Annotated in this window: 35 protein-coding genes; all 35 read left to right on the forward strand. The window is 42.4% G+C overall.

The genetic code is table 11. The annotated features are described in order from the left end of the window. Positions 1-2 precede the first annotated feature (2 nt). Positions 3-4,124, forward strand: coding sequence for a DNA-directed RNA polymerase subunit beta' (rpoC, locus tag QMD82_06220; protein ID MDI6851511.1), 4,122 nt, complete (start codon positions 3-5; stop codon positions 4,122-4,124). A 69-nt stretch (positions 4,125-4,193) separates the two neighbouring features. Beyond that, complete coding sequence (rpsL, locus tag QMD82_06225) at positions 4,194-4,568, forward strand: 30S ribosomal protein S12 (GenBank protein MDI6851512.1); 375 nt, start codon at positions 4,194-4,196, stop codon at positions 4,566-4,568. 15 nt (positions 4,569-4,583) lie between these two features. Continuing rightward, on the forward strand, positions 4,584-5,051 hold the full coding sequence (rpsG, locus tag QMD82_06230; GenBank protein MDI6851513.1) for a 30S ribosomal protein S7: 468 nt from the start codon (positions 4,584-4,586) through the stop codon (positions 5,049-5,051). A gap of 11 nt (positions 5,052-5,062) precedes the next feature. Beyond that, positions 5,063-7,108 carry an elongation factor G gene (gene fusA / locus QMD82_06235; GenBank protein MDI6851514.1) on the forward strand — a complete coding sequence of 682 codons (2,046 nt, stop codon included), beginning with the start codon at positions 5,063-5,065 and terminating at the stop codon, positions 7,106-7,108. Positions 7,109-7,123: 15 nt separating this feature from the next. Next, positions 7,124-8,326 (forward strand): elongation factor Tu, encoded by a 1,203-nt coding sequence (gene tuf, locus QMD82_06240; protein MDI6851515.1) that lies wholly within the window; start codon positions 7,124-7,126, stop codon positions 8,324-8,326. Positions 8,327-8,331: 5 nt separating this feature from the next. Further along, the gene (rpsJ, locus tag QMD82_06245; protein ID MDI6851516.1) at positions 8,332-8,646 is read left to right on the forward strand and encodes a 30S ribosomal protein S10; all 315 of its coding nucleotides are present in this window, start codon (positions 8,332-8,334) and stop codon (positions 8,644-8,646) included. 8 nt (positions 8,647-8,654) lie between these two features. Beyond that, on the forward strand, positions 8,655-9,302 hold the full coding sequence (gene rplC, locus QMD82_06250; GenBank protein ID MDI6851517.1) for a 50S ribosomal protein L3: 648 nt from the start codon (positions 8,655-8,657) through the stop codon (positions 9,300-9,302). Next, on the forward strand, positions 9,299-9,925 hold the full coding sequence (gene rplD, locus QMD82_06255; protein MDI6851518.1) for a 50S ribosomal protein L4: 627 nt from the start codon (positions 9,299-9,301) through the stop codon (positions 9,923-9,925). The genes rplC and rplD overlap by 4 nt, the downstream gene beginning before the upstream one ends. Then, the gene (gene rplW, locus QMD82_06260) at positions 9,922-10,209 is read left to right on the forward strand and encodes a 50S ribosomal protein L23 (GenBank protein ID MDI6851519.1); all 288 of its coding nucleotides are present in this window, start codon (positions 9,922-9,924) and stop codon (positions 10,207-10,209) included. The genes rplD and rplW overlap by 4 nt, the downstream gene beginning before the upstream one ends. A gap of 2 nt (positions 10,210-10,211) precedes the next feature. Then, a complete protein-coding gene (gene rplB / locus QMD82_06265) occupies positions 10,212-11,033 on the forward strand; it encodes a 50S ribosomal protein L2 (protein ID MDI6851520.1) in 822 nt (273 codons plus the stop codon). Further along, positions 11,033-11,317, forward strand: coding sequence for a 30S ribosomal protein S19 (rpsS, locus tag QMD82_06270; protein ID MDI6851521.1), 285 nt, complete (start codon positions 11,033-11,035; stop codon positions 11,315-11,317). Before rplB ends, rpsS begins: the two co-directional genes overlap by 1 nt. Then, positions 11,314-11,661: a 50S ribosomal protein L22 gene (rplV, locus tag QMD82_06275; protein MDI6851522.1), complete on the forward strand. Its 348-nt coding sequence runs from the start codon at positions 11,314-11,316 to the stop codon at positions 11,659-11,661. The genes rpsS and rplV overlap by 4 nt, the downstream gene beginning before the upstream one ends. Further along, positions 11,661-12,311, forward strand: a complete 651-nt coding sequence (gene rpsC / locus QMD82_06280; GenBank protein MDI6851523.1) for a 30S ribosomal protein S3 — start codon at positions 11,661-11,663, stop codon at positions 12,309-12,311. The genes rplV and rpsC overlap by 1 nt, the downstream gene beginning before the upstream one ends. A gap of 3 nt (positions 12,312-12,314) precedes the next feature. Further along, entirely contained in the window at positions 12,315-12,734 is a 420-nt protein-coding gene (rplP, locus tag QMD82_06285; protein MDI6851524.1) for a 50S ribosomal protein L16, read from the forward strand. Further along, positions 12,731-12,934: a 50S ribosomal protein L29 gene (rpmC, locus tag QMD82_06290; protein MDI6851525.1), complete on the forward strand. Its 204-nt coding sequence runs from the start codon at positions 12,731-12,733 to the stop codon at positions 12,932-12,934. The genes rplP and rpmC overlap by 4 nt, the downstream gene beginning before the upstream one ends. Further along, entirely contained in the window at positions 12,924-13,187 is a 264-nt protein-coding gene (gene rpsQ, locus QMD82_06295) for a 30S ribosomal protein S17 (GenBank protein MDI6851526.1), read from the forward strand. The genes rpmC and rpsQ overlap by 11 nt, the downstream gene beginning before the upstream one ends. Beyond that, the gene (rplN, locus tag QMD82_06300) at positions 13,184-13,552 is read left to right on the forward strand and encodes a 50S ribosomal protein L14 (protein MDI6851527.1); all 369 of its coding nucleotides are present in this window, start codon (positions 13,184-13,186) and stop codon (positions 13,550-13,552) included. Before rpsQ ends, rplN begins: the two co-directional genes overlap by 4 nt. A gap of 2 nt (positions 13,553-13,554) precedes the next feature. Continuing rightward, positions 13,555-13,872, forward strand: coding sequence for a 50S ribosomal protein L24 (gene rplX, locus QMD82_06305; protein ID MDI6851528.1), 318 nt, complete (start codon positions 13,555-13,557; stop codon positions 13,870-13,872). Further along, positions 13,872-14,414, forward strand: a complete 543-nt coding sequence (gene rplE, locus QMD82_06310) for a 50S ribosomal protein L5 (protein ID MDI6851529.1) — start codon at positions 13,872-13,874, stop codon at positions 14,412-14,414. The genes rplX and rplE overlap by 1 nt, the downstream gene beginning before the upstream one ends. Positions 14,415-14,420: 6 nt before the next feature. After that, complete coding sequence (locus QMD82_06315; protein ID MDI6851530.1) at positions 14,421-14,609, forward strand: type Z 30S ribosomal protein S14; 189 nt, start codon at positions 14,421-14,423, stop codon at positions 14,607-14,609. Between the two features lie 12 nt (positions 14,610-14,621). Further along, the gene (gene rpsH, locus QMD82_06320; protein ID MDI6851531.1) at positions 14,622-15,020 is read left to right on the forward strand and encodes a 30S ribosomal protein S8; all 399 of its coding nucleotides are present in this window, start codon (positions 14,622-14,624) and stop codon (positions 15,018-15,020) included. Positions 15,021-15,031: 11 nt separating this feature from the next. Continuing rightward, positions 15,032-15,583, forward strand: a complete 552-nt coding sequence (rplF, locus tag QMD82_06325) for a 50S ribosomal protein L6 (protein ID MDI6851532.1) — start codon at positions 15,032-15,034, stop codon at positions 15,581-15,583. Continuing rightward, positions 15,583-15,960 carry a 50S ribosomal protein L18 gene (gene rplR / locus QMD82_06330; GenBank protein ID MDI6851533.1) on the forward strand — a complete coding sequence of 126 codons (378 nt, stop codon included), beginning with the start codon at positions 15,583-15,585 and terminating at the stop codon, positions 15,958-15,960. Before rplF ends, rplR begins: the two co-directional genes overlap by 1 nt. A gap of 10 nt (positions 15,961-15,970) precedes the next feature. Then, on the forward strand, positions 15,971-16,522 hold the full coding sequence (rpsE, locus tag QMD82_06335; GenBank protein ID MDI6851534.1) for a 30S ribosomal protein S5: 552 nt from the start codon (positions 15,971-15,973) through the stop codon (positions 16,520-16,522). Continuing rightward, a complete protein-coding gene (rpmD, locus tag QMD82_06340) occupies positions 16,518-16,688 on the forward strand; it encodes a 50S ribosomal protein L30 (GenBank protein ID MDI6851535.1) in 171 nt (56 codons plus the stop codon). Before rpsE ends, rpmD begins: the two co-directional genes overlap by 5 nt. Next, complete coding sequence (gene rplO / locus QMD82_06345) at positions 16,688-17,137, forward strand: 50S ribosomal protein L15 (GenBank protein MDI6851536.1); 450 nt, start codon at positions 16,688-16,690, stop codon at positions 17,135-17,137. Before rpmD ends, rplO begins: the two co-directional genes overlap by 1 nt. Continuing rightward, positions 17,121-18,434 (forward strand): preprotein translocase subunit SecY, encoded by a 1,314-nt coding sequence (gene secY, locus QMD82_06350; protein MDI6851537.1) that lies wholly within the window; start codon positions 17,121-17,123, stop codon positions 18,432-18,434. The genes rplO and secY overlap by 17 nt, the downstream gene beginning before the upstream one ends. Beyond that, a complete protein-coding gene (locus QMD82_06355; GenBank protein ID MDI6851538.1) occupies positions 18,422-19,066 on the forward strand; it encodes an adenylate kinase in 645 nt (214 codons plus the stop codon). Before secY ends, QMD82_06355 begins: the two co-directional genes overlap by 13 nt. Further along, the gene (gene map, locus QMD82_06360) at positions 19,063-19,821 is read left to right on the forward strand and encodes a type I methionyl aminopeptidase (GenBank protein MDI6851539.1); all 759 of its coding nucleotides are present in this window, start codon (positions 19,063-19,065) and stop codon (positions 19,819-19,821) included. Before QMD82_06355 ends, map begins: the two co-directional genes overlap by 4 nt. Further along, positions 19,814-20,032, forward strand: a complete 219-nt coding sequence (infA, locus tag QMD82_06365; protein MDI6851540.1) for a translation initiation factor IF-1 — start codon at positions 19,814-19,816, stop codon at positions 20,030-20,032. The genes map and infA overlap by 8 nt, the downstream gene beginning before the upstream one ends. 66 nt (positions 20,033-20,098) lie before the next feature. Continuing rightward, a complete protein-coding gene (rpmJ, locus tag QMD82_06370; GenBank protein ID MDI6851541.1) occupies positions 20,099-20,212 on the forward strand; it encodes a 50S ribosomal protein L36 in 114 nt (37 codons plus the stop codon). An 8-nt stretch (positions 20,213-20,220) separates the two neighbouring features. Continuing rightward, complete coding sequence (rpsM, locus tag QMD82_06375) at positions 20,221-20,598, forward strand: 30S ribosomal protein S13 (GenBank protein MDI6851542.1); 378 nt, start codon at positions 20,221-20,223, stop codon at positions 20,596-20,598. A 14-nt stretch (positions 20,599-20,612) separates the two neighbouring features. Continuing rightward, complete coding sequence (gene rpsK / locus QMD82_06380) at positions 20,613-21,023, forward strand: 30S ribosomal protein S11 (protein ID MDI6851543.1); 411 nt, start codon at positions 20,613-20,615, stop codon at positions 21,021-21,023. 6 nt (positions 21,024-21,029) lie between these two features. After that, positions 21,030-21,659 (forward strand): 30S ribosomal protein S4, encoded by a 630-nt coding sequence (gene rpsD, locus QMD82_06385; GenBank protein ID MDI6851544.1) that lies wholly within the window; start codon positions 21,030-21,032, stop codon positions 21,657-21,659. 8 nt (positions 21,660-21,667) lie between these two features. After that, positions 21,668-22,471, forward strand: an 804-nt coding sequence (gene rpoA / locus QMD82_06390; protein ID MDI6851545.1) for a DNA-directed RNA polymerase subunit alpha, incomplete at its 3' end; no start/stop codon positions are given.

Genomic DNA, 22,471 nt, shown 5'->3' on the forward strand with positions numbered 1-22,471 from the left:
CTATGGAAAAATTATTACCCAAAAATTTGTTGTCAATAAGGATCAAAATAGCTTCGCCTGAGACCATAAGAAGTTGGTCTCACGGTGAAGTGACAAGCTCAGAGACTATAAACTATCGAACGCAGAAGCCCGAACCTGGTGGACTTTTCTGTGAAAGAATTTTTGGTCCTGTGAAAGATTATGAATGTAGTTGCGGAAAATACAAGGGCAGGAAGTACAGGGGCGTAAAGTGTGACCGATGCGGCGTTGAGGTTACAGAGAAGAGGGTAAGAAGGGAAAGAATGGGACATATTGAGCTTGCAGTGCCAGTTGCACATATATGGTTCTATAAGGCGGTTCCATCTCCTATTGGTATACTTCTCGATCTTAGTGTGAAGGACCTTGAAAGGGTTATTTATTACGATGCCTATATTGTGACGAAGGTTTCAGAAGACCTTGCGAGGGGTGGTGAATCGGGTGATGTAAAACTAAAAGTGGGACAGGTATTATCTGTTGCTGAGTACGAAGAATATAAGAAGGAGTATGGTAACCAGTTTGAAGCGGAAATGGGAGCCCCAGGAATAAAGAAGATTCTTGCCAGCATGAATCTTGAAGACCTCAGAAATGAGCTTAGAGTTAGAATTAAGAAAGAACAGTCGCCAATCAAAAGAGCCAAGTTCCTCAAGAAATATAGGATCGTTCAAGCACTTTTGAATTCTAAAACTCGCCCCGAATGGATGATTCTGGAAGTACTTCCTGTAATTCCACCGGATCTGAGACCGATTGTATTCCTTGAGAACGGCCAGATTGCTACTACTGAAATTAACCAGCTCTATAGGCGGGTTATAATGAGAAATAACAGGTTAAAACAGCTGATGGAGCAAGGGGCACCTGAGATTATTATCAACAATGAAAAGCGTAACCTTCAGGAAGCTGTTGAAGCTTTGTCAGATAATTCTAAGAGAAGAAGGCCGGTTATTTCACCCAAGGGCGGAAGAAAGCTAAAATCTATCTCCGATGTCCTCAGGGGCAAAAAGGGTGTTTTAAGAAGGAATCTCTTAGGTAAGAGAGTAGACTATTCCGGCCGTTCAGTGATTGTGGTGGCACCGGAACTAAAAATGAATCAGGTTGCACTGCCAAAAGAAATGGCTCTTGAACTATTCCGTCCGATGGTAGAGCATAAACTCAATGAATCGGGCCTTGCAAGTAGCATAAGAGAAGCTGAGGCTAAACTGAGGCAGAGAGACCCGGCAATCTGGGAAATGCTTGAAAAGATAGTCAAAGATCATCCGGTACTTCTTAATAGGGCTCCAACGCTACATAGACCTTCGATTCAAGCTTTTGAGCCGGTTCTATGGGAGAACAAGGCCATTGGACTTCATCCTCTCGTTTGCCCTGCTTACAATGCCGACTTTGACGGTGATACGATGGCAGTTTACGTACCTATTTCCTATGAGGCTCAGTTGGAAAGTTATGGAATCCTTCTTTCAATATATAACATCTTATCGCCTGCCCACGGTGGACCATTAGCCGCACCTACCCGTGACATAGTGCTGGGCTTGAATTATCTTACAAGGATCCTGCCAAACGATAAGGGTGAAGGGAAAATCTTTTCTTCTCCCGAAGAGGCGCTTTTAGCCTACGAGAATGGTTATGTAGGACTTAGAGCAAAAATAAAGGTGAAGATAAAGAATGAAATCATTGAAACTACCGTTGGGCGGATAATTTTCAATGATGCTCTGCCAGAAGAATTGAGGTTTATAAACGAGGAAATACGGAAGGGTCAGCTTTCCAACTTGGTTTACAATGCACATAAGAATTTTGGACCTGCAAGAACGGCTGAGCTTCTTGATGCCCTAAAAGATCTTGGCTTTAAATATTCAACGATAGCTGGCATAACATTTGGTATGGATGATATGGTTATTCCCGAGAAGAAGAAAGAAATCATCCAAAGGGCTCGGGAAGAGGTGGAGAAGATCTTGAAGGCTTACGAAAAGAGGACAATTTCTGAAAAGGAGAAACAGCTCCTGGTTCAGTCCATATGGACTCGTGCTACGGAAGAAGTCAAGAGAGAAATGTTAAAGGTTATGGAGAAGGATAAATACGGATTTAATCCCATTTACATGATGCTTAAGTCGGGTGCAAGGGGTAACGAAGACCAGGTAAAACAGCTTGCTGGAATGCGTGGACTCATGGCAAAACTCGGCAAGGTAAAAACGCAAATTAACCAGCTTCTTGAAGTGCCGATCATTTCAAATAATAAGGAAGGATTTAAAGTCCTTGAATACTTCATTTCTACGCACGGATCAAGGAAAGGGCTTGTAGATACTGCTTTGAAGACATCACTTTCTGGCTATTATACAAGGAGATTGGTAAATGTTGCTCACCATATAGTGGTAACGGAGGAAGACTGTGGTACACTCACGGGAAGAAAGGTAACCGCTTTGTTGGATGAAAAGAATCAACCACTTATTACCCTTGCTGAAAGAATAGTGGGACGCGTGGCACTGGAAGATATTTATCACCCTATAACCGGTGAGATTATTGTTGAAGAAGGTCAAGAGATTGATGAAGAAGCGGCAAAGAGAATCGAAGAAAGTGGAATCACTGAAGTATTGGTCAGATCCGTTTTAACCTGTAAAGCAAAGAAAGGTGTTTGTGCAAAATGCTATGGTAGGAATCATGCCACCGGGCGCCTTGTGGAAGTTGGTGAAGCGGTTGGTGTAATGGCAGCGCAGTCACTGGGAGAACCGAGTACTCAGCTTACTTTGAGAACATTCCATACGGGTGGTGCTGGAGAAAGAACTACAGGCGCGTCATATCACGAGGCTCCTTTTGATGGAGTCGTAGAGTTTGTGAACTTAAAAGTGGTGAGCAACCCGAGAGCAGGGATGATAAATGCAGGCAAAAGAGCTCGGATCATACTTAGAACTACAGATGGTAAGCTGGAAAGAAAATTTGAAGTACCTTATGGATCAAGGGTTTACGTTGAGGACGGCCAGAAGGTACAGAAGGGTCAGCTTCTCTGTGAGTGGGATCCATACAGATATCTAATTCTCGCAACGCAAAAAGGCAAAGTTGTTTATGTTGATCTGGTACCTGGTAAGACCTTAGTTACCGACGCTGAGGAGGAAAAAATTGTAAAATTTGATAGAAGATCTACCCTTTATCCAAGGATACATATTGTTGACCCTGAGTCTGGTGAATTGTTAGAAGAGATATTGCTCTCCAACGGGGCAATTTTATCTGCAGATATCAGTGAAGGTGACATTGTAGAGCCGGGAGATATACTTGCCAGGTTGCCAATTAAAGACGTTCTGGCATTGGGTACAAGGGATATCACCGTAGGATTCCAGGCCATCGAGTACTGGCTTGAACTTTTCACCGAATCAATTCTTGATATTTATGCCTATGGAGGTAGCAGATTTAAGCATGCTATTCTATCTGAGATTAGTGGAAGGGTCAGCATTGAAAAAGGAGATAAGGGGAAATATATTATTAGAGTCACCAGTGATTCTGGAGAGGTAAGAGAGTACCCGTTATTTGGCCAGTATCTAACGGTAGCAGAAGGTGATTGGGTTGAAGCAGGTGAACAGCTTACTGGTGGAAGAATCAATCCTAAGGACATATTAAGAATTAGGGGTATTGATAAGGCGCAGGAATTCCTCTTGGATAACATATTGCGGAGTTACGCTGCTTCTGACGTCAAGATCAAAGATGTACATGTTGAAATCTTTGTAAGGCAAATGGGAAGAAAAGTACTGATTAAAGATGCTGGTGATACAAAGAATCTTGTGGAAGGTGACCTTGTGGATATAAGCGTAGTGGAGGAAGAAAACAAAGAAGTCCGTGAGAAAGGAGGAAAACCCGCGACATATGAATTCCAGTTGCTTGGAATAAAGAAGGCTGCTCTGGCCTCTGAAAGCTTCCTTTCCGCTGCGTCATTCATTGAGACTACCAAAGTTCTTACAGAAGCTGCGATAGCGGGTAAGGAAGATAGACTTGAGGGGCTTATAGAAAATGTAATTATTGGAAATTTGATCCCAGCAGGGACTGGAGCAAGGAAGTACAGGAATCTTGTAGTGGAAGAAGAGGAGCTCCTTAAAGAAGAGGAGGAAGAACTTTCAGAACGCGAAGAGGAATAGCAAATTTAAACTTGAACGTTTATTGATACTGCAGTAAAATTAAACACTGTATTTAAAGGGGGAAGTATTATGCCGACAATTAATCAACTTGTTAGGTTGGGCAGAAAACCAAAGAGGAGGAAGTCAAAATCGCCTGCCCTAGACGGGTGTCCTCAAAAGAGGGGAGTTTGTATAAGGGTTTATACGACTACGCCAAAGAAGCCAAATTCTGCTCTGAGAAAAGTGGCTAAGGTTCGTCTATCTAATGGAAAAGAGGTGATAGCATATATACCAGGTGAAGGGCACAATCTACAGGAACACTCTGTGGTCCTTGTTAGGGGCGGTAGAGTAAAGGACCTCCCGGGTGTGAAGTATCACATTATAAGAGGAAAGTACGATGCTGCTGGTGTTGAGGGAAGAAAAAATTCCAGGTCCCTTTATGGGACAAAGAAACCCAAAAAGTAAGGAGGCGGTAATTCTATGAGAAGAAGAAGGGCTCCTGAACGCGAAATTTCGCCGGATCCAAAGTATGGATCTGTTATTGCTGCAAAATTTATTAATAATTTGATGTGGGATGGAAAGAAGACAATTGCACAGAGAATCTTTTATCAAGCTATTGAACTTATCGAGCAGAAGACGAAGAGCAACGGAATTGAAATTTTTGAGAAGGCCATAGAGAATGTGAAACCCAGAGTTGAGGTAAGGCCGAGGAGAGTAGGCGGTGCCACCTATCAGGTGCCGGTGGAAGTCCGTCCCAAAAGGCAGCTTTCTTTAGCAATTAAGTGGATTATAAGAGCTGCAAGGTCAAGACCGGAAAGAAGGATGTACGAAAGATTGGCCAATGAGATAATTGAGGCTTCCCAGAATCAGGGGGCAGCGATAAAGATAAGGGAAAATGTTCATAAAATGGCGGAGGCCAACAAGGTATTTGCGCATTACAAGTGGTAACAATTTGAGAGATGGAAATATTATTTGATAACATAACAAACTTGCGAAACATCGGATTCGTCGCTCACATTGACGCCGGAAAGACAACTACTACTGAAAGAATTTTGTATTACACCAAAAAAATTCATCGTCTTGGAGACGTTGATGAAGGTACTGCAACCACTGATTACCTGATTCAAGAGAAGGAAAGGGGAATTACTATAACCAGTGCTGCTGTTAGTTGCTACTGGAAAGGTCATAGGATAAATATCATTGACACTCCTGGCCATGTAGATTTTACCGCTGAGGTAGAAAGGTCTCTCAGGGTCCTTGATGGATTGATCGTGATATTTTGTGGCGTTGCAGGTGTTCAGCCTCAGTCGGAGACAGTGTGGCACCAGGCTGACAGATACAAGGTTCCGAGGATTGTTTTTATAAACAAGCTTGACCGCATCGGTGCTGATCCTTTCAAAGTAATGAAAGAGATTGAAGAGAAGTTCAACATTCTGGCACTTCCTCTCCAGGCTCCGATCGGAATAGAAGACAACTTTGTTGGTGTTATAGATGTTATAACGAAGAAAAAGTATATCTGGGATGTGGATGAGACAGGAGAAGAGTACAGAATTGAGGATGCGACGGAAAAAGAAGTCGAAGAAGTTAGAAGCATGTTTTTGGAGAGGCTGGCAGAAATAGATGAAGAAATCTTGAAGCTGGTGATAGATGAAAAAGAAATTTCTGTGGATATATTCAAATCTTCTATTAGAAAGGCTACGCTTTCAATGAAAGCAGTCCCTGTCCTTATGGGAGCTGCCCTTAAAAATAAGGGAATTCAACCGCTCCTTGATGCAATTATTGATTATCTTCCTTCTCCGATTGATAAAGGCGATGTTGTTGGTCTTAACCCAAAGACAGGAGAATACGTGAAACGTTCACCGACTTATGATGCACCATTTTCGGCAGTTGTGTTTAAGATACAAAACGATCCACATGCTGGGAATGTATTGTTTACCAGAGTATATTCGGGAGTTTTGAATGTTAACCAGAAAGTTCTTAATTCTGCCACCGGGAAAATCGAGAGGGCAATGAGAATTTATCTCGTTCATGCAGACAAGAAAGAGCCTATTAAGGAAGCGAAGGCGGGAGAAATCGTCGGGTTGGTTGGGATAAAGGATGTAAAAACTGGCGATACCCTATGTGATCCTGAAGCACCTATTTTCTTTGAAGGTATGCACTTTCCGGAACCGCTTATATCTGTTGCAATTGAGCCTAAATCTTCTAAAGATGAGGAAAAACTTAACGAAGTTCTTAATATCCTTCAGATTGAGGATCCGAGTTTCAAAGTTGGGAAGGATAGGGAAACGGGTCAGCTCCTTATAAGCGGGATGGGCGAATTGCACCTTGAGATCATCGTTGACAGGATAGTGAGAGAATTTAAAGTACCTGTCAGGACAGGAAAACCTCAGGTCACTTATAGAGAAACAATTACGGTTGAAACGGAGGTTGAGGAAAACTTTGAGAGAGAAATTGGCGGAGTGAAAGAGAGTGGTTATGCAAAGGTTAAGCTGGTTCCTCGAAAGAGAGGCGAAGGAAACAAGGTAACAATAATACCGGAAATTAATCCACAGCTTCGGGAACTTTATATAAATATTGCATACGAATCCATATCGTTTGGGCCGATTATGGGCTATCCCGTCACCGATGTCGAAGTACAAATTGTTTCTTTGGGAGCAGATAATACCTTTACTCATCTTGGAAATGAGCTTGCATTGAGGAGGGCCATACAAAGAGCCCTGCAGGAAGGTAAACCTATCCTGCTGGAGCCAGTCGTTTTGCTCGAGGTCGTTTGCCCCTCTGAGTATGTTGGTAACGTTGTCAGCGACCTGGGACAGAGGGGAGGAGAATTAGATAAAATTGAGAACATAAGTGAAAACATCCAGAAGCTTAGAGCTTATGTCCCTTTAAAGAAACTCCTCGGTTATGTGACGGATTTGAGGTCACTAACCCAGGGGAGGGCAAGCTTCTGGATGAAATTGGATCATTACGCACCAATAAAAAAGGAAAAAACATTAACAATATGATGGAGGTATGTAGAAATGGCTAAGGAAAAGTTTGTAAGAACCAAGCCGCACCTAAATGTGGGTACTATCGGTCACATTGACCATGGAAAAACTACTTTGACCGCCGCAATTACAAAATACCTTTCCCTGAGGGGATTTGCTAATTATGTTCCTTACGATCAGATTGATAAGGCACCAGAAGAAAAGGCTCGTGGAATTACGATTCAGCTGGCGCACGTTGAATATGAAACGGATAAACGCCATTATGCTCATATTGACTGTCCTGGTCACGCTGACTACATTAAGAACATGATTACCGGCGCAGCCCAAATGGATGGAGCTATTCTTGTTGTTTCTGCAGCTGATGGTGTTCAGCCTCAGACAAGAGAGCACGTTCTCCTTGCAAGGCAGGTAAACGTTCCTTACATAGTGGTATTCATGAACAAGATCGATATGCTCGACGATCCGGAGCTGCAGGAACTTGTTGAACTTGAGGTTAGGGACCTTCTCAATAAATATGAGTTCCCCGGCGATGAAGTACCGGTCATTAAAGGTTCTGCCCTCAAGGTAATTGAGGAATGTGGCGAAGATCCCAATTGCCAGTGGTATAAACCAATTCAAGAGCTTCTTGATGCATTAGACAACTATATTCCAGAGCCTCAGCGTGCGGTTGATAAGCCATTCCTGATGGCAATTGAAGACATATTCTCAATTACTGGGCGTGGAACGGTTGTCACGGGTAGAGTTGAACGCGGGAGACTCACACCGGGTGAGGAGGTTGAGATAGTGGGATTTAGAGATGAACCGATTAGAACTGTCGTAACTTCAATCGAAATGTTCAGAAAGGAGCTGGATGAGGCACTTCCTGGCGATAATGTGGGATTACTCTTGAGAGGCGTAAAGAAAGAGGATGTAGAGAGAGGAATGGTTGTAGCAAAGCCTGGTTCAATTAAGCCTCACAAAAAATTCAGAGCCCAGGTTTACGTTTTAACCAAAGAAGAAGGTGGGCGCCACACACCATTTATGACGGGTTACAGACCACAATTCTACTTCAGAACTACTGACGTTACTGGTACGATTACCCTTCCTGAAGGCAGAGAAATGGTGATGCCTGGTGACCATGTAAACCTTCTAGTTGAACTCATGTATCCTGTTGCAATCGAAAAAGAACTCAGGTTTGCGATTCGTGAAGGTGGTAGAACAGTTGGTGCAGGTGTCGTAACCGATATTGTCGAGTAAAAATCATGGTACTTGAAGCAAAGATAAGAATTAAGTTGAAGTCGTTTGATCCGGCGCTCCTGGACCGTTCAGCCCAAAATATTGCTCATACGGCGAGATCCAGCGGAGCAGAGGTTTCGGGTCCAATTCCTCTTCCAACAAAAAGGACTTTATTTTCAGTTATCAGATCTCCTCACATTGACAAGAGGTCTCAGGAGCAGTTTGAACTTAAAGTCCACAAAAGACTGATAGAAATAAGGAAGCCGACGGCAGAAACGATAGACAAGCTCTCCAGGCTGGATTTGCCACCTGGAGTGGATGTCGAAATAAAGATGATTTGAGGTGAACTATGGCAGGGTTAATTGGTAGAAAACTGGGTATGACCCAGATCCCTACCAAAGACGGCTCGATGATCCCTGTTACGGTCATTGAAGCCGGCCCCTGTACCGTAATACAGGGGAAGACTCTGGAAAGGGATGGTTATACCGCAATAAAGATAGGTTATGGTGAGGTTGAGGCGAAAAGGCTAAACAAGCCTCAACTGGGTGAAATGCGAAAGGCATTGGGCGAAAGGGAAAAGTATCCAGCGCTGGTTGTGAAGGAATTTCGAGTTGATGACGTCTCAAAGTTCCAAACTGGGCAGGAGATAAAGATTGAAGACCTCTTTACTGAAGGCGAGCGCATAGATATTACGGGCATTTCGAAGGGTAAAGGATTTCAAGGTGTAATTAAAAGATGGGGCTTTTCAGGAGGGGCGAAATCTCACGGTTCAAAGTTTCACAACAGACCCGGTTCAATCGGACAGCATACGGAACCTGCAAGAGTTTACAAGGGCAAAAAATTGCCTGGTCACGATGGGCTCAAGCGCATAACCGTTAAGAATATTGAGATAGTTAAGATCATTCCTGACAAGAACGTAGTTCTCGTGAAGGGTGCGGTTCCCGGACCAAGGGGTGGAATAGTGTTCCTAAAGAAAGCTAAGGAGAAAGAGCAATGAAAGCACCTTTATACAACGCAAATGGTGAGCATATAGGCGAAATTGAGTTAAAGGATGAATTGTTTGGTATTAAGCCAAATCTTCATCTGCTTTGGGAAGTAACAAGGCTTTATCTTGCTAATCAGAGACAGGGAACCCACAAGGCGAAGACGAGGGCAGAGGTCAACGCTTCCGGAAGGAAGATTTATCCGCAGAAAGGCCTTGGAAGAGCGAGGCATGGTGATGTGAAAGCTCCCACTTTTGTTGGAGGTGGTAAAGCTCACGGACCGAGACCCAGAGATTACTATACAGAGATACCCGCCAAGATCAAAAGACTTTCTCTTTTGCATTCGCTGGCTGATAAGGCACAAAATGGTAGGATTCTTGTGATCGAAAAATTTGAATTTCAAATTCCGAAAACTAAAAGAATGGTGGAGATTCTGGATAAGATGGGACTTGGTAAAGAAAAGACTTTAGTCCTTTCCACTGAGTATAATAAGAATCTTTACCTTTCAGGAAGAAATATTCCCTACTGCAGCGTTCTGGAAGTCAAAGATGTCAACTCCTTAGAGGTTCTTAATCATAATTACATAGTGATAGAGAAAGATGGTCTAGAGAAATTAGAAAAGAGGTTTGTGATATGAGGGATCCGAGGGACATTATAATAAGGCCAATAATCACTGAAAAATCCGCTCTTTTGAGAGAGCAAGGCCAATTTGTTTTTGAAGTGGCTCCTGATTCAAATAAGATCGAGATTAGGAAAGCAGTTGAAGAGCTTTTTAAGGTTCATGTGGAAAAGGTTAGGGTAATTAATGTTAAGCCTAAGCCGCGGAGGGTGAGACTTGCGCCTGGGTACACTAAAGCATGGAAAAAGGCGATTGTAACACTGAAAAAAGGTGAATCTATCCCGTTCTTTGAAGGAGTGTAATTATGGGAGTCAAAAAATTTAGACCTGTTACGCCATCACGGCGTTTTATGACAGTAGCAGATTATTCAGAAATTACTAAAGAAGAGCCAGAAAAATCCCTTCTCGAGCCGCTTAAGAAATCTGGCGGAAGGAATAACACTGGTAGGGTTACTGTCAGGTTCCGCGGTGGGGGCCACAAAAGGCACTATAGAATAATAGATTTCAAGAGAGAGAAGCACGGAATTCCAGCGAAGGTGGTTGCAATTGAATATGATCCTAATAGAACTGCTCGAATTGCTTTGCTTCACTATGTAGATGGAGAAAAGAGGTACATTATAGCTCCTGATGGGCTGAAAGTCGGTGACATTCTAACATCTGGACCAGATGCCGAAATTAGAGTTGGCAATGCCCTCCCTCTGGAGAGGATTCCAGAAGGGATTCCCATTCACAATATAGAACTGGTGCCCGGAAAAGGAGGACAGCTGGTAAGAGCTGCTGGCGCGAGTGCAGTGATATTATCCAAAGAAGGCAGATATGCCCATGTGCAGCTTCCATCTGGTGAAGTTAGATTAATAAACCTCAAGTGTTATGCTACAATTGGTCAAGTTTCTAACTTGGATCACGAGAATGTCATTATCGGCAAAGCAGGAAGGTCGAGATGGCTTGGCAGAAGGCCACATGTTCGCGGTATGGTCATGAACCCTGTAGATCATCCTCTTGGCGGTGGTGAAGGTAGATCAAAATCTGGAAGGCATCCTTGTAGTCCTACAGGCATTGTTGATGGTAGGAAGACCAGAAAGAAGAGAAAAGCCAGTGATAGGTTCATTGTAAGGAGGCGCAAATAATGGCCAGATCAAAGAAGAAAGGTCCTTTTGTTGATGCTAAGCTATACAAGAGAATAATAGAAATGAATGAGAAGGGTGAGAAGAAGGTTATAAAAACCTACTCCAGAGCTTCTATGGTACTGCCGGAATTCGTCGGGCACACTATTGCGGTACATAACGGAAGGAAGTTTATACCTGTTTATATTACACCGGAAATGGTAGGGCATAGACTGGGTGAATTTTCCCCTACAAGAACGTTTAGAGGTCATAAGGATAAAAAGGCTGAAAAGGCGAGGTTAAAATGATGGAAGGGAGATGCGTTTTAAAATATAGGAGGATTTCCCCTAAGAAAGTTGCCCCTCTTCTTGATGAGATTAGGGGAAAGAGTGTGTCCGAAGCAATGAAAATGCTAAAGGTTCTTAACAAGAAATCTGCGAGATTTACAATTAAAGCTATTAAAGCTGCAGTCGCTTCGTATAGAGATAAGGGCGGTGATTTACCTGAGGATAGGCTTTATATAAAGGTTGCAAAGGTTGACAGAGGACCAATCTGGAAGAGAGTTAGACCCATGTTTAGGGGGATGGCAACGTTAATTTTAAAAAGAACTTCACATTTGACTATTGAGGTAGCTCCTAAGGAGGTTGAATAATGGGTCAGAAAGTTCATCCTTACGGTTTTAGAATAGGTGTTAATAAGGGTTGGTTATCTCGCTGGTATGCGAACGATACCCATTACAGGAAGTTTGTCAAGGAAGATTATGAGATTAGAAAATACGTAAAAGCACGTTTTAAAGAAGCGGGTATATCCAGAGTAGAGATTGAAAGAGTTTTGCCCGATAAAATCTCTATCTCCATATATACTGCAAGACCTGGCATGATAATTGGTCGAGGTGGTAAGGAGATCGAGTCTTTTAAAAAGGAGCTTGCGGCGATTGTTCCTTACAAGGATCTCCACATTGATGTGAAAGAAGTTAAGACGCCTGAAATTGATGCTTCACTTGTTGCTCAGCAAATAGTTTCCAGGATAGAGCAAAGAGTTTCTCATAGGCGTGCCATGAAGAGGGCTGTAGAACAGGCAATGAAAGCCGGCGCTCAGGGAATCAAAGTCTATTCAAAAGGTAGATTAGCGGGCGCGGAAATTGCGAGGAAGGAATGGTATTTGAAGGGCCGGGTGCCTCTCCAGACGTTGAGAGCAGATATTGATTACGCTCAGGAGACTGCGTTTACAAAGTATGGAACCATCGGGGTAAAGGTGTGGATATACAGGGGAGATATACTGAGAAAGCCAACGGAGGAATAAGCCATGTTGATGCCATCCAGAACTAAGTATAGAAAACAACAGAGAGGAAGATTAAAGGGCGTTGCCCTTGCAGGAAATTATCTTGCTTTTGGTGAATATGGGCTTAAGACCCTTGAAGCCCACTGGCTCACCGCAAATCAGATTGAGGCTGCAAGGATGGCCATTTCAAGGTACTTAAAGAAGGGTGGAAAGCTGTGGGTGAGGATATTTCCTGATAAGCCGGTTACGAAGAAGCCTGCCGAAACGAGAATGGGTAAGGGAAAAGGTAACGTGGAATTCTGGGTAGCTGTTGTGAAGCCTGGTAGAATTCTTTTTGAACTCAGCGGGGTTTCAGAGGAAGAGGCAAGAGAGGCTTTCAGAATAGCATCTCACAAATTGCCTGTAAAGACTCGTTTTGTATCAATTAAGGAAGGTGGAGTATGAAAGCCAAGGAATTAAGGGAACTTTCACTGGATGAACTTAACAAGAAATTGAAAGAGCTTAAAGAAGAGCTTTTTACTTTAAGAATGGATAAAGCTCTTCACAGGCTTAACCAGCCTCACAGATTCAAACAGTTAAAGCGCGAAATAGCGAGAGTTCTCACGGTGATGAACGAGAAAAGAGGAGGCAACAATGGGAATTAGGAAACAGAGAATCGGTGTCGTTGTGAGTGACAAGATGAACAAGACGAGGGTTGTTGTATTTGAATTTCTTAAGAAGCATCCTCTATACGGTAAATACGTAAAGAGAAGGAAAAAATTCTACGTCCATGACGAAAAAAATGAATCGAGAATTGGAGATGTTGTAAGAATCGAAGAAACAAGACCCCTTTCTAAACTTAAGAGATGGAGATTAGTTGAAATCATTCGGAGGGCTGAAAGGAGGGAAGGAGAATGATACAAGATATTTCCAGAGTTAAAATTGTTGATAATACGGGTGCACAGGAGGCTTTAATTATTAAGGTTCTCGGCGGAAGCAGAAGAAAGTATGCTTACGTAGGTGATATTGTTGTTGTTACAATTAAAGACGCCATTCCTGGTTCACCTGTGAAGAAAGGCGACAAGGCAAGGGCAGTTATTGTAAGAACAAAAAAGGAATTGAGGCGTCCAGATGGAACTTACGTTAAATTTGATGACAATGCTGCGGTATTAATTGACAATTTTAACGAGCCTCGTGGAACCAGAGTTTTCGGACCTGTCGCAAGAGAGTTGAGGGAGAAGAAGTTTATGAAAATCGTGTCTCTTGCTTCGGAGGTGGTGTAGAAATGGGTAATAAGATTAAACGAGATGATTTAGTACTGGTTACAGCAGGTAAAGATAAGGGAAAGATCGGAAAGGTTAAAAAGGTTATTCGGGAAAAATCAAGAGTCGTCGTTGAGGGTGTAAACATAGTTAAAAAACATATGAGAGCGAGGGGACCTGAATTACCATCGGGAATAATCCAGATGGAAGCGCCTGTTCATATTTCAAACGTGAAATTGGTTTGTCCTATGTGCGGTCAGGCTACAAGAGTTGGTTTCGTAGTAAAAGAGGATGGGAAAAAGTCAAGAGTTTGCAAAAAATGTGGAAAGGAGATTGACTGATGTCCAGGTTGCTTAAAGAATATAGAGAAAAAATTAGACCTCTTTTGATGAAAGAGCTTGGATTCAAAAACATTATGAGGGTTCCACGGATAGAAAAGATTGTGGTGAACGTGGGACTCGGTGAAGCTGTGCAGGATCCAAAGCTTATCGAAGTTGTTTCCGAGGATCTGGCTCGAATTACAGGACAAAAGCCTCAGTTAAGGCGAGCTAAGAAATCTGTTGCTGCATATCATCTTAGAAAGGGAATGCCTATTGGCCTGAGAGTTACGCTAAGAAAGCAAAGAGCCTATGACTTTCTGGATAGGTTGATAAATTTTGCCCTTCCCAGGGTTAGAGATTTTAGAGGGCTTAGCAGGAACTCCTTTGACGGAAGAGGCAATTACAACTTTGGCCTTGATGAGCAAACGGTCTTCCCTGAGATTGACATTGATAAAGTTAAAAAGGTTTTTGGGATGGATATTGCAATTGTAACAACAGCAGAAAACGATGAAGAAGCGATGAAACTTTTGGAAGCCTTTGGGTTTCCATTTGAAAGGGGGTAAAAATCCATGGCTACAAAGGCAAAGTTCACAAGAGCTTTTACCATTGAACCAAAGTTTAAAGTAAGAAAAAGGAATAGGTGTCAGATCTGTGGCAGGCCCCGTGGCTACATAAGAAAATTTGGAATTTGCAGAATCTGCTTCAGGGAACTGGCGTTAAGAGGCGAGTTACCTGGCGTTAAAAAGGCGAGCTGGTAAGGAGGTGAAGTTATGCTTACAGATCCCATTGCTGATATGATCACAAGGATCAGAAATGCGGTAAGAGCCAGGCACGAGAAGACAACAATTGCCGTTATTTCCAAGTTGAAGCTCGCTATACTGGATATTTTGAAGAAGGAAGGGTTTATAAAAGATTACAGAATTGTCTCCACCGAGAAGGGTGGTTTGATTGAAGTGACTCTGAATTATTTGGTTGGTGGTAAACCTGCAATTAACGATTTACAAAGGGTTTCTAAACCGGGAAGGCGGGTTTACATAGGGAAGGATGAAATACCGTGGATCAAGAATGGAATGGGTGTCGCTATCATTTCTACCTCTCAGGGAGTGATGACTGACCGTGATGCAAGAAAAAGAAAGATTGGAGGGGAATATCTCCTCTATGTCTGGTAAGGAGGTAGAAGATGTCAAGAATTGGGAAAAAGCCAATAGAAATTCCAAAAGGTGTTGAAGTAAAACTTACTGGTAATCATATTGAAGTAAAAGGGCCAAAGGGTAAACTCGAAATGGATATTCACCCTGATATGATTGTTAAAATCGAAGATAATAAAATCCTTGTTGAAAGGCCTTCAGATAAAAAAATCCATAAGGCTCTTCATGGGACGACGAGGCAATTAATAAACAATATGATCGAGGGCGTTACGAAGGGATTTGTTAAAGAACTGGAAATTGTAGGTACTGGATACCGTGCAAAAATGGAGGGTTCTAAGCTTGTAATTAATGTAGGTTTTTCTAATCCCGTTGAGTTTACACCACCGCCTGGTATCCAATATGAGGTAGAGGGACAGAATATTATACGAGTAAAGGGGATTGACAAATATCTCGTTGGCGATGTTGCAGCTGCTATAAGAAGAGTAAGACCTCCTGAACCTTACAAAGGAAAGGGTATAAGATATCGTGGTGAAATAGTGAGAAGAAAGGCTGGTAAGGCTGGTATTAAAGCTGGAGGGAAGTAATGGATAGGGAGACAAAGGTATTGAAGAGGAAAAGGCGTCATTTAAGAGTTAGAAAGAAAGTTAAGGGTACTGAAGAGAGGCCAAGGTTAGTGGTATTCAAATCAGCAAGGCACATATATGCTCAACTGGTTATTGACCCACCCTTTGGACCATGCAGGGTTATTTGTGGCGCTTCAACATTATCTCCTGAGATCCGGGAAGAGGTTAAGGCTGTTAAGGGAAAAATTGAAAAAGCCAGGCTTGTGGGGAAATTAATTGCTAAGAGGGCATTAGATAAGGGCTTTAATAAGGCAGTTTTCGACAGGGCTGGGTACAAATATCATGGCAGAGTGAAGGCATTAGCGGATGCAGCCAGGGAAGCTGGCCTTGAATTTTAGGAGGTAACGTATGGCACTTTTTGAGGAATTTGAAAGAGAAAGTTCAGAACTGATAGAAAATATAGTTTATATCAGTAGAGTTACTAAGGTTACCAAGGGTGGTAAAAACCTGAAAATGTCTGTGTGGGTAGTGGTAGGTGATGGAAATGGTAGGGTCGGGATCGGTCATGGGAAGGCTGCTGAAACGCCTGAAGCTATCCAAAAAGCCTTAAGAAGGGCACGTAGGAACCTGAAACAATGCGTAATCAAAAATGGAACTTTACCTTACGAAGTGATTGTTAAGGAAGGGGCATCGGAAATTTTACTCAAACCAGCTGCTCCGGGTACCGGTATCATTGCAACTCAAGCTGTTAGAGCTGTTCTTGAAGCTGCAGGGTACCAGAATGTTCTTACGAAGTCCTTAGGTTCTAATAACCCCATCAATCTTATGAAAGCTACTTTTAAGGCTGTAACTTCTCTGGTAGATCCGGAAAGAATTGTCAAAGAAAGGGGACATAACCCAGAAAAAGTACTAAGGAGGTTTGGCCGTGTCGCAAAAACTTCTGAAAGTACAACAAATTAAAAGTTCAATAGATGTTGACAAAAGGCATAAATTAACTCTGAGAGCCCTTGGCCTTGGCAGAATTGGAAAGACGAAGATTCACAGAGATACACCTCAGATAAGGGGTATGATAAATCAGGTGGCTTATCTTCTGAGGGTTGAAGAAATAGAGGAGGAGAAAAAATGATAGATCTAAGTTCTTTACGTCCAAACGAAGGTGCAAAGAAGAGGAAGAAGAGGGTGGGAAGAGGCCCTGGTTCTGGTCATGGTAAGACTGCAGGTAAGGGACATAAAGGGCAGAAGGCGAGGAGCGGCGGAGCTAAACCGGTATGGTTTGAAGGCGGTCAAATGCCACTTTATAGGAGGTTACCCAAGAGGGGCTTTAAGAACCCATTTCGTGTGGAATATCAGATTGTGAATCTTGATACCCTTGATAAGCATTTTAATGCCGGTGACGTTGTGAATCGCGAAGTTCTCCTGCAAAAGGGGCTTATAAAGGATGAAGATAAGCCGGTGAAATTGCTCGGCCGCGGCGAAATCTCAAAACCAATTGTTATAGAAGTGGATAAGATCTCTGAAAGTGCAAAGGCTAAAATTGAAAAAGCGGGTGGGAAGATAAATGTTAAAGAATCTTGATGCTATACCAAAAATAGGAGAATTAAGAAAGAGGATACTGTTTACCCTGTTTATTATAGTAATATATCGTATAGGAACTCACATCCCTCTCCCCGGTATTAATGGCCAAGCCTTAGCTGAATTTTTTAAGTCGCAATTTACCGGTACTATCTTTGGTCTCTATGACATCTTTGTTGGTGGTGCATTGCAGAGGGCAGCAATCTTCGGCGCTGGAATAATGCCTTATATATCTGCTTCAATTATCATCCAGTTACTCACAACTACTTGGCCTTACTTGGAAAGGTTGCAGAAAGAAGGAGAACACGGGAGAAGACTTATAAATAGATATACGCGCTATTTTACTGTAGTTGTGGCAGGGATTCAGGCATTTGGTATTGCCCTCTTTTTATCCAATGTGGTTGCCCCATCTGGAGCCAGAGTTGTTCCTAATCCCGGTCCTGCGTTTATGTTCCAGACTGTTATATCTCTGATTGCAGGAACTCTTTTTTTGATGTGGCTGGGCGAACAGATTACTGACAATGGAATTGGAAATGGTATCTCAGTGCTGATCTTTGCTGGATCATTGGATTCCATCCCCTATGAGTTTGCAAATACTTTCCAGTTGTTGCGTTCCGGTTCTATTTCTCCCCTTGCTTTTCTTTTCCTCCTTGTTATTATCATTCTTACTGTTGCGGGTGTAGTTATGATTACGGAGGCCCAGAGGCGGATTCCTATTCAGTATGCGAAGAAGATCGTGGGAAGAAGGGTGTACGGTGGACAGTCCACATATCTTCCATTAACTCTAAATACTGCGGGCGTAATTCCGATAATTTTTGCCCAAACTATTCTTATGATCCCGAGTAATTTAGCTATGTTCGCAAAAGTTGATTTTTTACAGAATTTTGCAACCAAATTCAGTCCAGGGAATGTCTTGTACGATCTTATATATGCTGTGTTAATTGTCTTCTTTGCCTATTATTACACATCCATCGTCCTTAACCCAAAGGATCTTGCAGATAATCTTCAGAGGTATTCCGGCTTTATTCCTGGAGTAAGACCTGGGCAAAAGACTGCCGAATACATTGACAGGGTAATGAGCAGGATTCTTTTACCCGGTGCCATTGCTTTTGCTTTAATTGCAATAATTCCTTATCACATTATGAAATGGACTGGAGCGCAGATTTACTTTGGGGGAACAAGAATTCTCATTATTGTAGGCGTAGCCCTTGAATTAATGCAGCAGATAAATTCTTATCTGATAATGAACCAGTATGAAGGCCTCTTGAAGAAGGGCAGAATTAGGGGATGGAGAGGATAAGACTCATATTTCTTGGCCCTCCTGGTGCTGGAAAAGGAACCCAAGCAGAGAAATTACAGGATGCTTTCGGGATAGTTAAGGTGTCAACGGGTGATATTTTGAGGGAAGCGGTAAATCAAGGTACAACCTTAGGTGAAGTAGCGAAAGTCTATATGGAAAGGGGCGAGCTTGTGCCAGATGATATAATAATAGGACTTGTGAGGGAAAAAATTTTACAACTTGACCAATTTGTTCTTGACGGTTTTCCAAGAAATGTCAATCAGGCTGAGGGGCTTGACCGTCTTCTGGAAACCCTGAACAAAAAGTTAACGGGGGTTATTTACTTTGATGTTACAAATGAAGAGGTGAAGAGGAGGTTACTGGCTCGGAGGATTTGTCCTTCTTGTAAAAGAGTCTATAACTTGATCACTGAGCCACCCAAGAAGGATGAGATATGTGATGTTTGCGGAGTTAAGCTAATAACGAGAAGTGATGACAACGAAGAAACTATCGAGAATCGTCTTAAGGTCTATTACCAGCAAACAATGCCCTTATTAGAGTATTATGAAAATAGGGGCCTTCTTAAAAAGGTAGATGGGAACCAATCACCCGATGTGGTATATACCAATCTGCTTAAGGTTATAGGATTATGATCTACATTAAAAAGCCTAAAGAAATCGAAATGATTAAGAAGTCCGCCAACATCCTCCGAAAGGTGTTTCAAAAGGTTGATGAATTCATAAAGCCAGGCATCACGTCAAAGGAGCTGGATGACTTTATTTTTAGTGCTATTGTTGATTTCAAAGCTGAGCCGGCTTTTCTCGGTTACAGAGGATATCCTGCGTCGAGTTGTATTTCAATAAATGATGAAGTTGTACACGGAATTCCTGACGAAAGGGTTTTGCAAGAAGGAGATCTCGTAAAGGTGGACATAGGGGTTAACTATCAGGGCTTTTTCAGTGATGCTGCTAAGACTTATTTTCTCGGAAATGATTCAGATCTTTCTATTAACAGGTTAGTAAATGGCACTAAACTTGCGCTGATGGAAGGGATGTCGGTAATCAGGGAGGGTATTCACCTTGGTGACATTTCTCATGCGATTGAAGAGACTGCTAACAGGTTTAAACTCGGTGTGGTTAAGATTCTTGGGGGGCATGGTGTAGGACTCAAATTACACGAGGATCCCTTTGTGCCAAATTTTGGCAAAAAGGGGAATGGACCTGTATTGTACGAAGGCGTTATCATTGCTATCGAACCAATGTTTACTTTAGGAAGCGGCGATGTTCGAGAGAAGGAAAATGGGTGGACTATTGTTACTATGGATGGCTCTTTGGCAGCCCACTTTGAAGAAACAGTTTTAGTTACCAAGGATGGTTTTCAAAATTTAACTAGGGTGGTATATGGATAAGAAAAACGTTATAAGAATGGAAGGTACGATAAAAGAGGTTTTGCCTAATGCAATGTTCCGAGTTACCCTTGACAATGGCGTAGTTGTACTGGCCCACGTTTCCGGCAAGATGAGGATGAATTTTATTAAGATTTTGCCTGGGGACAGAGTGGTAGTTGAACTATCGCCCTATGACCTCACGAGGGGTCGTATTGTTTATAGGTATAAATAGGCATTACTTTTGACACCCTATGGGTTTTGCATTAAAATTAATAAACTTCATGAGGAGGATTTTTTAATGAAGGTAAGGTCTTCTGTCAAAAAAATTTGCAATAAATGTAAGGTAATTAAGAGAAAAGGAAGGGTAATGGTTATTTGTGAAAACCCGAAGCATAAGCAAAGGCAGGGTTAGGAGGGAAAATGGCGAGGATTGCTGGTGTTGACTTACCAAGAGACAAAAAGATTTTTGTGGCCTTGACTTATATTTACGGTATAGGCTTCTCGACCGCCAAGAAGATTCTTGAGGCCACGGGTATTTCACCAGACAAGAAGACAAAGGATCTTACACCGGAAGAAGTTGCCAAACTCAGAGATGAGGTTTCTAAATACAAGGTTGAGGGAGCGCTGAGAGCAGAAGTACAGAGAAACATTAAAAGATTAATCGATATTGGTTGTTATAGGGGGTTAAGGCACCTTGCCGGCTTACCGGTTAGGGGACAGAGAACCCGTTGCAACGCAAGAACTCGTAAGGGTCCGAGAGGTAATATGTTCAGGAAAAAGAAGACAGCTGGTAAGTAAGGGAGGAAATGCATATGGCAGCGCCTAAGAGAACAAGAGAATCGCAGGCACAGAGAAAAAAGAGGAAAGCGAGAATAGTTGAGCCTGTTGGAATTGCTCACGTTTATTCTACTTTTAATAATACAATTGTAACGATAACCGACTTGAAGGGTAATACAATTACCTGGGCAAGTGGCGGAACCGTTGGCTTTTCTGGGACCAGAAAAGGAACACCCTTCGCTGCTGGTGCAGCTGCCCAGAAGGCCGCAAAAGAGGCAAAGGATTTGGGCCTTCAGAAAGTTGAAGTCTGGGTTAAAGGGCCGGGACCGGGTAGAGAAACGGCCATAAGGGCAATTCAATCAGCAGGCCTTGAAGTAATCGGTATTAAGGATGTGACTCCAATACCTCACAATGGATGCAGGCCACCTAAGAGAAGGAGGGTTTAATTAGCTATGGCACGTTACACTGGGCCAAAATGTAGGTTATGTAGGAGAGAAGGTATCAAATTATTTTTGAGAGGTGATCGTTGCAAAACTAACAAGTGTGCTCTTGAGAGAAGGAAGTCTGTTCCCGGGGCTCCACCTGGCGCGGCTCGGAAAAAGTTATCGATTTACGGAATGCAGTTAAGAGAAAAGCAGAAGGTGAAAAGGATTTACGGCGTTTTGGAGGCACAGTTTAGAAGGTATTTTGAAATGGCGAGGAAGATGCCCGGTAATACGGGTGAAAATCTTCTTAGCTTACTGGAAAGAAGACTTGATAACGTTTGTTATTTGTTAGGTTTTGCTAAATCGAGAAACCAAGCCAGGCAGCTTGTGAAACACGGTCACATACTGGTTAACGGTAATAAAGTTGATATCCCTTCCTATCTTGTTAGTGTGAATGATATTATTGAGGTTAGAGAGAAATCCAGAAATATTCCTTTTGTTGTAGAAAGCCTTGAGGAAAGAAAGGCCTTTGATGTACCAACGTGGCTGGAATTAGACAGAGAGCACTTCAGGGGAAGAGTCGTAAGAATGCCCGAAAGAAGCGATGTAACATTCCCGATCAATGAAACATTGATTGTGGAGCTTTATTCTAAGTGAGGTAGCTTATGCCAGTATACAAGAAACAGGAAGGTATTGATTTTAGTTTTGTTAAAGATATAAAATATGTCTTCCCTCTCGGTGTTTATCGAGAGGAGGTACTTGCTGATTACGGCAGATATGTGTTTTCCCCTCTCGAGAGAGGTTATGGACATACGATAGGCAATGTCCTAAGGAGAATCCTTCTTTCTTCTATTCCTGGTTATGCGATTGTTGCAGTCAAGATTGATGGAGTTCCTCACGAGTTCTACGCCATGGACGGTGTATACGAGGATGTGACAAATATCATCCTCAATTTGAAAAGAGTCAGAATTAAGTTCGATCCAGAAATTGAAAAAAGTGCCATCCTGAGGTTGACTGCGACTGAGAAGAGGGACTATAAAGCAGGCGATATAAAGACACCGGAGTACGTTACTATTGTTAATCCTGAACAGCACCTTTTTACAATTACCGGAGACGATGTGGTCGTCAATATGGAACTTTACGCGGTCCGGGGTAGGGGTTATGTCCCAGCCGAGGATATAAACATAGAAGACCTCCCGGTGGGTTATATCAAAATGGATGGGATCTTTTCACCTGTTACTAAGGTTAATTTTACGGTGGAAAATGTTAGAGTTAAAGCCAGAACCGACTTTGAAAAACTCACTCTTGAGCTATGGACCGATGGAACAGCTAACCCGGACGACGTTTTTCAGTATGGGGTAGACCTTTTACTTGATGTTTTCTCACGCTTTAAGCAGGAAACGGATCTATTTAAAGAAGTGAAGCCAGTTATAGATTATGAAAAGAAGCTAAAAATCAGAGAACTCCTT

The sequence above is a fragment of the bacterium genome (genome assembly GCA_030019025.1).
Lineage (GTDB): Bacteria > Hydrothermota > Hydrothermia > UBA1063 > UBA1063 > UBA1063.